This is a genomic window from Mycobacterium sp. E2497 (genome assembly GCF_001668695.1).
In the GTDB taxonomy this organism is placed as follows: Bacteria; Actinomycetota; Actinomycetes; order Mycobacteriales; family Mycobacteriaceae; genus Mycobacterium.
In genome coordinates this window covers 1-6,616 of sequence record NZ_LZKD01000198.1, presented here as the reverse complement: position 1 = coordinate 6,616, position 6,616 = coordinate 1, and the positions used below count along the sequence as shown (strand labels likewise).

The 6,616-nt window shown below is 70.1% G+C and carries 6 protein-coding genes and 2 pseudogenes; 4 read left to right on the top strand and 4 right to left on the bottom strand.

The genetic code is table 11. From position 1 onward, the window contains the following. Positions 1 to 209, top strand: a pseudogene (locus A5713_RS18265) (MFS transporter); the annotation flags it as partial. A gap of 272 nt (positions 210 to 481) precedes the next feature. Here A5713_RS18265 and A5713_RS18260 read toward each other — a convergent pair. After that, positions 482 to 1,582 (bottom strand): annotated as a pseudogene (locus A5713_RS18260) (MFS transporter); the annotation flags it as partial. A 133-nt stretch (positions 1,583 to 1,715) separates the two neighbouring features. Continuing rightward, a complete protein-coding gene (locus tag A5713_RS18255) occupies positions 1,716 to 2,006 on the bottom strand; it encodes a metal-sensitive transcriptional regulator (protein WP_067925010.1) in 291 nt (96 codons plus the stop codon). A 139-nt stretch (positions 2,007 to 2,145) separates the two neighbouring features. Between A5713_RS18255 and ilvD the strand changes: the two genes are divergently transcribed. Beyond that, positions 2,146 to 3,861 (top strand): dihydroxy-acid dehydratase, encoded by a 1,716-nt coding sequence (ilvD, locus tag A5713_RS18250; RefSeq protein WP_068097834.1) that lies wholly within the window; start codon positions 2,146 to 2,148, stop codon positions 3,859 to 3,861. Positions 3,862 to 3,895: 34 nt separating this feature from the next. Here ilvD and A5713_RS18245 read toward each other — a convergent pair whose 3' ends face one another. Further along, entirely contained in the window at positions 3,896 to 4,336 is a 441-nt protein-coding gene (locus A5713_RS18245) for an SPW repeat protein (protein WP_068097827.1), read from the bottom strand. A gap of 159 nt (positions 4,337 to 4,495) precedes the next feature. Here A5713_RS18245 and A5713_RS18240 point away from each other — a divergent pair, with 159 nt between their 5' ends. After that, positions 4,496 to 5,479: a nitronate monooxygenase gene (locus A5713_RS18240; protein ID WP_068097825.1), complete on the top strand. Its 984-nt coding sequence runs from the start codon at positions 4,496 to 4,498 to the stop codon at positions 5,477 to 5,479. Here A5713_RS18240 and A5713_RS18235 read toward each other — a convergent pair. Beyond that, a complete protein-coding gene (locus tag A5713_RS18235) occupies positions 5,476 to 6,132 on the bottom strand; it encodes an O-methyltransferase (RefSeq protein ID WP_068097821.1) in 657 nt (218 codons plus the stop codon). The two genes, A5713_RS18240 and A5713_RS18235, sit on opposite strands and share 4 nt — an antisense overlap. A 146-nt stretch (positions 6,133 to 6,278) precedes the next feature. Here A5713_RS18235 and mymT point away from each other — a divergent pair, with 146 nt between their 5' ends. After that, complete coding sequence (mymT, locus tag A5713_RS27755; RefSeq protein ID WP_073877879.1) at positions 6,279 to 6,425, top strand: metallothionein MymT; 147 nt, start codon at positions 6,279 to 6,281, stop codon at positions 6,423 to 6,425. Positions 6,426 to 6,616: the final 191 nt, after the last annotated feature.

Here is a 6,616-nt window from a genome sequence, read left to right as displayed (position 1 = left end):
CCGACGATCCCGACGGGGCGTCGGGGCTGTACGTGACTGCGTTCCAGGTGGGCATCATGGCGGGCGCGCTGGCGGGCGGCCTGCTCTATGAACGCAACGTCGTCCTCATGCTGGCCGCGTCGGCCGGCTTGATGGCGTTGGCGCTGGTCGGCACGGCGGCCAACCGTCACGCGTTCGACGTTGCGCCGACAAGCTCACGCGATTCATAGCTGGGCAGTTCAACGGCGCAAATGCCGGTGCAAACGGCCGCCGCGCGGCGTCGAATTTGTTAGCTGGCGTGCCCCCTGTGCCACACTGTGTCAGGAACTCGAGCGTGGAGGGATGCATATGTCGGGCTGGACGCGAGGGAGGCTTTCGGCCGCCCTGACCGCAGCCGGATTGGCTTCTGTGACGGGGCTGGCGCTGGTGTTGAGCGCGGCTCCGGCGGTGGCGGATCCGGACCCGGCGCCCGGTGATCCGGGCGTCGTGGCGGCTCCGCCCGGCCCGCCAGCGCGCCCGCCATGATGCCCACCTGGAACGCAGTCACGTACAGCCCCGACGCCCCGTCGGGATCGTCGGCCCCGCTGCGCATCGCCGCGGACTGCATCATCGGTGAGACCGCGGTGGCCATCGCTCCCCAGAGCACGATCGCGGCCGTCCCGATCAGGGCCGCCACGGCGGCGGGCCGGCCCCCCAGCGCCAGCGCGGTCAGCACGACGAACGCGGCCGTCAAACCGGCCATGCATCCGATGATCGCTCCCTTGGGCCGACGGTCGAGGGGCCGCGCCACCAGGCCGACAGCCAGCACCCCCGCGGCGCCGTAGGCGGCCAGCACCCACGCCAGGTTCGGGCCGCGCACACCGACGACTTCCCGGATGATCTCCACGATGTAGGTGTAGGAGACAAAATGGCCGGTCACGCCGACCATGGTGATGATGCTGACGATGATCAGCCGGCGGTTGCGGTGGTGCCGCGACCGCGGGCCTACGCACTTGAGCTGGTCCTCGGTGAGCACCATCTCCGGCAGCATCACCCGGGCCGCCACCGTGACGACGGCGGCCGCCACGGTCACGCACACCACCGCCACGCGCCAGCCCCACATCAGGCTCATGGCCGCGGTCAGCGGGCTTCCGACCACCAGGGCGAGGCTCGTTCCGACGTAGATCGACATCGTCGCGCGGCCGGCGTGGCTCGGCGGCACCAAGCGGGTGGCGATCGGGGCGATGACCGACCAGAGCAGGCCGTGGGTGATCGCGCAGAGCACCCGGCCGGCGGCCAGCACCGCGAAGGTGGGCGCCACGGCCGAGATCAGCTGCGAGACGGTCAGGCAGGTCAGGCTCGCCACCAGCACCCGGCGGCGCGACAGATGGGCGGTCCAGCGCACCAGCGGGATGGTGGTCAGGGCCGCCACCAGGGCGTACCAGGACAGCAGCGTGCCCACCACGACCAGGCTGACGTGCAGGTTGCGGGCGATGGCCGGCAAAGCGCCGACGGGCAGGATCTCGGCGGTGACATAGGTGAAGGCCGCGGCGGCCAGCACAACGAGCTGAGCCGCGATCCGTGGGGTCCACGTTCGCGCGGCAGCATTCGTTTCGGCAGTCATGGCGTCGGTATCGGCCGGGCTACCCAATTCTTGGGTTGTCGCGCCTAATGCGATCACACTGCCTTACCGTACGGACCGCAACTGCGGCTCCCCCCTTGTCAGGGCCGGAACGCAGGTCTCAACTAGGTACCAATCAGGAACGGACCAGCCGCGCGATGGCGGCGGAGGCCTCGGCGAGCTTCTCATCGGCGTCGTCCCCGCCCTCGGCCACGGCCCGGGTGACGCAGTGGTTCAGGTGCTCGTCCAGCAAATTCAACGCGACCGACCGCAGCGCGCTGTTGACGGCGCTGATCTGGGTGAGGACGTCGATGCAGTACTTGTCTTCCTCGATCATCCGCGCGATGCCGCGCACCTGTCCCTCGATGCGCCGCAGCCGCTTGGCGTAGTTGTCCTTCTGCTGCGAATATCCGTGCGCGTTCGTCATCCGTCCTTCACCTCTGCCCCTACGCGTGCCCATGCGCGCCCGCCGCGCGTGCCGGGCCGGCGTCACCCCAACCACTTTATACCCCGCCCGGGTATGACCCGCGCATTTGCCGTCGGGCCAGGTCACGCATACTTACACGATGGCCACAGCACGCGATACGAGCGCAGTCACCGACATCAAACCCCGCAGTCGTGACGTCACCGACGGCCTGGAGAAGGCCGCCGCCCGCGGCATGTTGCGGGCGGTAGGCATGGGTGACGAGGACTTCGCCAAGCCGCAGATCGGGGTGGCGTCGTCGTGGAACGAGATCACGCCGTGCAACCTCTCGCTGGACCGGCTCGCCAAGGCGGTCAAGGAGGGGGTCTTCGCGGCCGGCGGCTTCCCGCTGGAGTTCGGCACCATCTCGGTGTCCGACGGGATCTCGATGGGCCATGAGGGCATGCACTTCTCGCTGGTGTCGCGCGAGGTGATCGCGGACAGCGTCGAGACCGTGATGCAGGCCGAGCGCCTCGACGGCTCGGTGCTGCTGGCCGGCTGCGACAAGTCCCTGCCCGGCATGCTGATGGCCGCCGCGCGCCTGGACCTGGCGGCAGTCTTCCTGTACGCAGGTTCCATCCTGCCGGGGCGGGCCAAGTTGTCCGACGGGACCGAGCGCGAGGTCACCATCATCGACGCGTTCGAGGCCGTGGGCGCGTGCGCCCGCGGCTTGATGCCCCGCGAGGACGTCGACGCCATCGAGCGCGCGATCTGCCCCAGTGAGGGTGCGTGCGGCGGCATGTACACCGCCAACACTATGGCCAGCGCCGCGGAGGCCCTCGGCATGTCGTTGCCCGGCAGCGCGGCGCCCCCGGCCACCGACTACCGCCGCGACGGGTTCGCCCGGCGCAGCGGCCAGGCTGTCGTGGAGCTGCTGCGGCGCGGCATCACCGCCCGCGACATCCTGACCAAGGAGGCGTTCGAAAACGCCATCGCGGTGGTGATGGCGTTCGGCGGATCGACCAACGCCGTGTTGCACCTGCTGGCGATCGCGCACGAGGCCGACGTCGAGCTGACTCTCGACGACTTCAGCCGGATCGGGTCGAAGGTTCCGCACCTGGCCGACGTCAAACCGTTCGGCCGCCACGTCATGTCGCATGTCGACCAGATCGGCGGTGTGCCGGTGGCGATGAAGGCGCTGCTGGACGCGGGCCTGCTGCACGGGGACTGCCTGACGGTGACGGGCCAGACCGTGGCCGAGAACCTGGCCGCGATCGACCCACCCGACCCCGACGGCAAGGTGCTGCGGGCGCTGGACAATCCCATCCACCCGACCGGCGGCATCACGATCCTGCGCGGGTCGCTGGCACCCGAGGGCGCGGTGGTCAAGTCCGCCGGCTTCGACTCTGACGTGTTCGAGGGCACGGCAAGGGTTTTCGACGGCGAGCGGGCTGCGCTGGACGCCCTCGAGGACGGGACGATCACCAAGGGCGACGCCGTGGTGATCCGCTACGAGGGCCCCAAGGGCGGGCCCGGCATGCGCGAAATGCTCGCCATCACCGGCGCGATCAAGGGCGCCGGACTGGGCAAGGACGTGCTGCTGCTGACCGACGGCCGCTTCTCCGGCGGAACGACCGGCCTGTGCGTGGGGCACATCGCGCCCGAGGCGGTCGACGCCGGGCCGATCGCGTTCCTGCGCGACGGCGACCCGATCCGCCTGGACGTCGCGCACCGGGTGCTCGACGTGCTGGTCGATCCGGACGAATTCGATTCCCGCCGAGCGGGTTTCACCCCTCCACCGGCGCGCTACAAGACGGGCGTACTGGCCAAGTACGTCAAGCTGGTGAGTTCGGCGGCGATCGGCGCGGTCTGCGGATAGTCCCGATCGCCGCCTGGCTCAACGGGTTTGGCGATTATGCGTGGGCGGCCGCCGCGCGCGTGCGCCTACCGAAGTAGGTGGCGTTGAGGCCCAGCACCGTCAGCAACGCACCTGCGACGACGTTCGACCACAACGTGCCGGCGGTCAGCGCGACGTCCCGCAGGATCCACGGCGAGACGATGGCCCACACGCCGAGCACCGGCATCGTCCAGGTCAGGCCGTGCGCACGGTCGAGCGCCGTTGCGAACCCGTACGCCAGGAACGCCGCCGCGATCCCGACGATCAGGTCGGACGTGGCAAGCGATGCCGTCGCGCCGAAGCCCACCATCCACGGTGACGCGGCCACGTACAGGCCCGTCAGCAGCGCCAGCCCGAAGGTGACGTGCGCACTCATCGACTCGGCGGCGCGGTCGTAGCCCGCCCGCAGAGCCAACAAATCCGGGTGGTGATCGATTGATGAATGGACTGTACTCATTTTGTGACCTTTCTGTTATGCAGCAAGCCTTTTGAGCCGGCTGCACCCATCCATCTGCGATCAAGATTACGCCCGGCCGGTGCGCGCCAGCAATGAAATCCGCGCCGTCCGGAGCCGGCCGCCAAGGGGAAATTGACCGGCCGCGTAGCGTCGTAAGACATGGACATCGCCGACCGCCTGCGCCTTGACGTTCCGGTGGCGCAGGCCGGCATGGGCGGTGGGCTGGCGGGTGCGGCGCTGGCGGCCGCGGTCGCCGAAGCGGGCGGCCTGGGCACCCTGGGCCTGGCCACGCCCCGCCAGCTGCGCGCGGCCATCGACGAGGTCCGCGAGCGGGCCCAGGGCCGCGCGGTCGCGGTGAACCTGTTGATGCCCTTCGTTCACCGCGCGCACGTTGCAGTCTGTGTCGAGACCGGCGTCGACGTGGTCGTGCTGGCGTTCGGCGAAAAGCGGGGGCTCGTCGCGCACCTTCGCGACGCCGGCATCTTCGTGTTCGTGATGGTCGGCACCGCGGCGCAGGCGGGCGCCGCGATCGGTTGGGGCGCTGACGGTTTGATCGCTCAGGGCCGCGAGGCCGGCGGCCACCTCGTCGGGACCATGCCGGCGCTGCAGTTCCTGCCGCGGGCGCTCGCGGCGGCCGGCCGCCGCCCCGTCTTTCTCGCCGGCGGCATCGCCACCGGCGCCGACACCGCGGCCGCCCTGGCCGCGGGCGCGGGTGGGGTCGTCGCGGGTACGCGGTTCCTCATGACGCACGAGGCCAACGCCAACCGGGAATACCAGCGGCGAGTGGCCAACGCGGACAAGACGATCGAGACCAACCTGTTCGGCCTGAGCTGGCCGCTGCGTCATCGCGTCGTGCCCAACGCCGCAACGCTGCGCTGGTGCCGCGACGACGGCTGGGCGAAGGCCTTACCGGCGGCCATCAACTCGGCCAGCCGCCCCCTGACCGCGCTGGGCTACTTCGACGCCGGCGCCTTGATGCGCCTGCAGTCGCCGGCCCGGCCGTTGCTCACGCCGCTCGCGCCGCTCGCCACCATGCCCGATGCATGGGTGGACCGTTCGGCGCTGTACGCCGGTGAAACCGCGCTTCGCATCCGCGAACTCACCTCCGTCGCGCAGGCGGTCGCCGAGCTCAGCCCGCGTTAGCGCACCAGCGCGAGCGCGAACCCGTCCCAGCGCTTGGCGCCGACCGTCTGGATCACCGCCGTGTCCAGCCGTGGGTGCTCACCCATCAGCTGCAACGTCTGGCGCACCGCGTCCGCCTGGGCGTTGCCTTGCGGCTCGAGGATCTGGCCCTCTCGAATTACGTTGTCCGCGACGATGAGTGCGCCGGGACGGGCCAGCCGGACCGCCCAGTCCAGGTACGCGACGTAGTTCTCCTTGTCGGCGTCGATGAACACCAGGTCGAAGGGACCGCCGTCCACCGTCGGCAACGTGTCCAGTGCGGCGCCGACGATCACGTCCACCCGGTCGGCGAGGCCCGCCCGCTCCAAGTTGGCCCGGGCCACCTCGGCGTGCCTGGGCTCGTATTCCAGGGTCACCACCCGGCCCTGCGGGCCGGCGCCGCGCGCCAGCCAGATGGTGCTGTAGCCGCCCAGCGTGCCGATCTCAAGGATGCGGTGCGCCTGGATGGCACCGGCCAGCAGGCTCAGAAACTTGCCCTGCTGGGCCGACACGGCGATCTGCGGCAGGCCGGCCGCGTCGCTGGCCTGTACCGCCGCGCTCAGGGCCGGGTCGTCGCCGACCACGGTGTCGTTGAGGAAGTCGTCGACGTCTTGGGGGGTTGGTTTCTGGGTCATGCCACAACGCTAGCCGCGCGGGAGCCGACGGCGCGATCGGTATCGGAGCGGTCACGGCCATTTACCAGATACCCATGGGGGGTATAAAGTGGGCGGCGTGGCCGATCACAGCCGCAGAAGTCCACGACAAGGAATAGGTGAGCGAAATGGCAAATTACGAAGCAGGCACGGAGCTGACCTGTGGCCACGAGGGCTGCGGGTGTCGCGTTCGTATCGAGGTGCCCTGCCACTGCTCCGGTTCGGGTGAGCCGTACCGCTGCACCTGCGGCGACGAGCTGACGCCGGTCAAGTAGTCCGCGCGCCGGTCGTCCGTTCGGGCCGGATCCTTCGCGCTTCAGCGTCGAGTGTGCGTCCAGGGCGGCGACACGCCGGGGAACCCCACCCTGAGCGCACAGCCAAAGCCCTGCACGCACACTCGACGGCGGTCGCCGATCAGCGTCCGAACGTACGGCCGGCGAGCTCGGCCGTCGCCTCCAGACGCGGG

What these genes read in the sequence shown, in the direction of transcription:
- A5713_RS18255 (WP_067925010.1), bottom strand. Translation starts at nt 2,006, where the DNA reads ATGACGAACGCGCACGGATATTCGCAGCAGAAGGACAACTACGCCAAG.
- ilvD (WP_068097834.1), top strand. Translation starts at nt 2,146, where the DNA reads ATGGCCACAGCACGCGATACGAGCGCAGTCACCGACATCAAACCCCGC.
- A5713_RS18245 (WP_068097827.1), bottom strand. Translation starts at nt 4,336, where the DNA reads ATGAGTACAGTCCATTCATCAATCGATCACCACCCGGATTTGTTGGCT.
- A5713_RS18240 (WP_068097825.1), top strand. Translation starts at nt 4,496, where the DNA reads ATGGACATCGCCGACCGCCTGCGCCTTGACGTTCCGGTGGCGCAGGCC.
- A5713_RS18235 (WP_068097821.1), bottom strand. Translation starts at nt 6,132, where the DNA reads ATGACCCAGAAACCAACCCCCCAAGACGTCGACGACTTCCTCAACGAC.
- mymT (WP_073877879.1), top strand. Translation starts at nt 6,279, where the DNA reads ATGGCAAATTACGAAGCAGGCACGGAGCTGACCTGTGGCCACGAGGGC.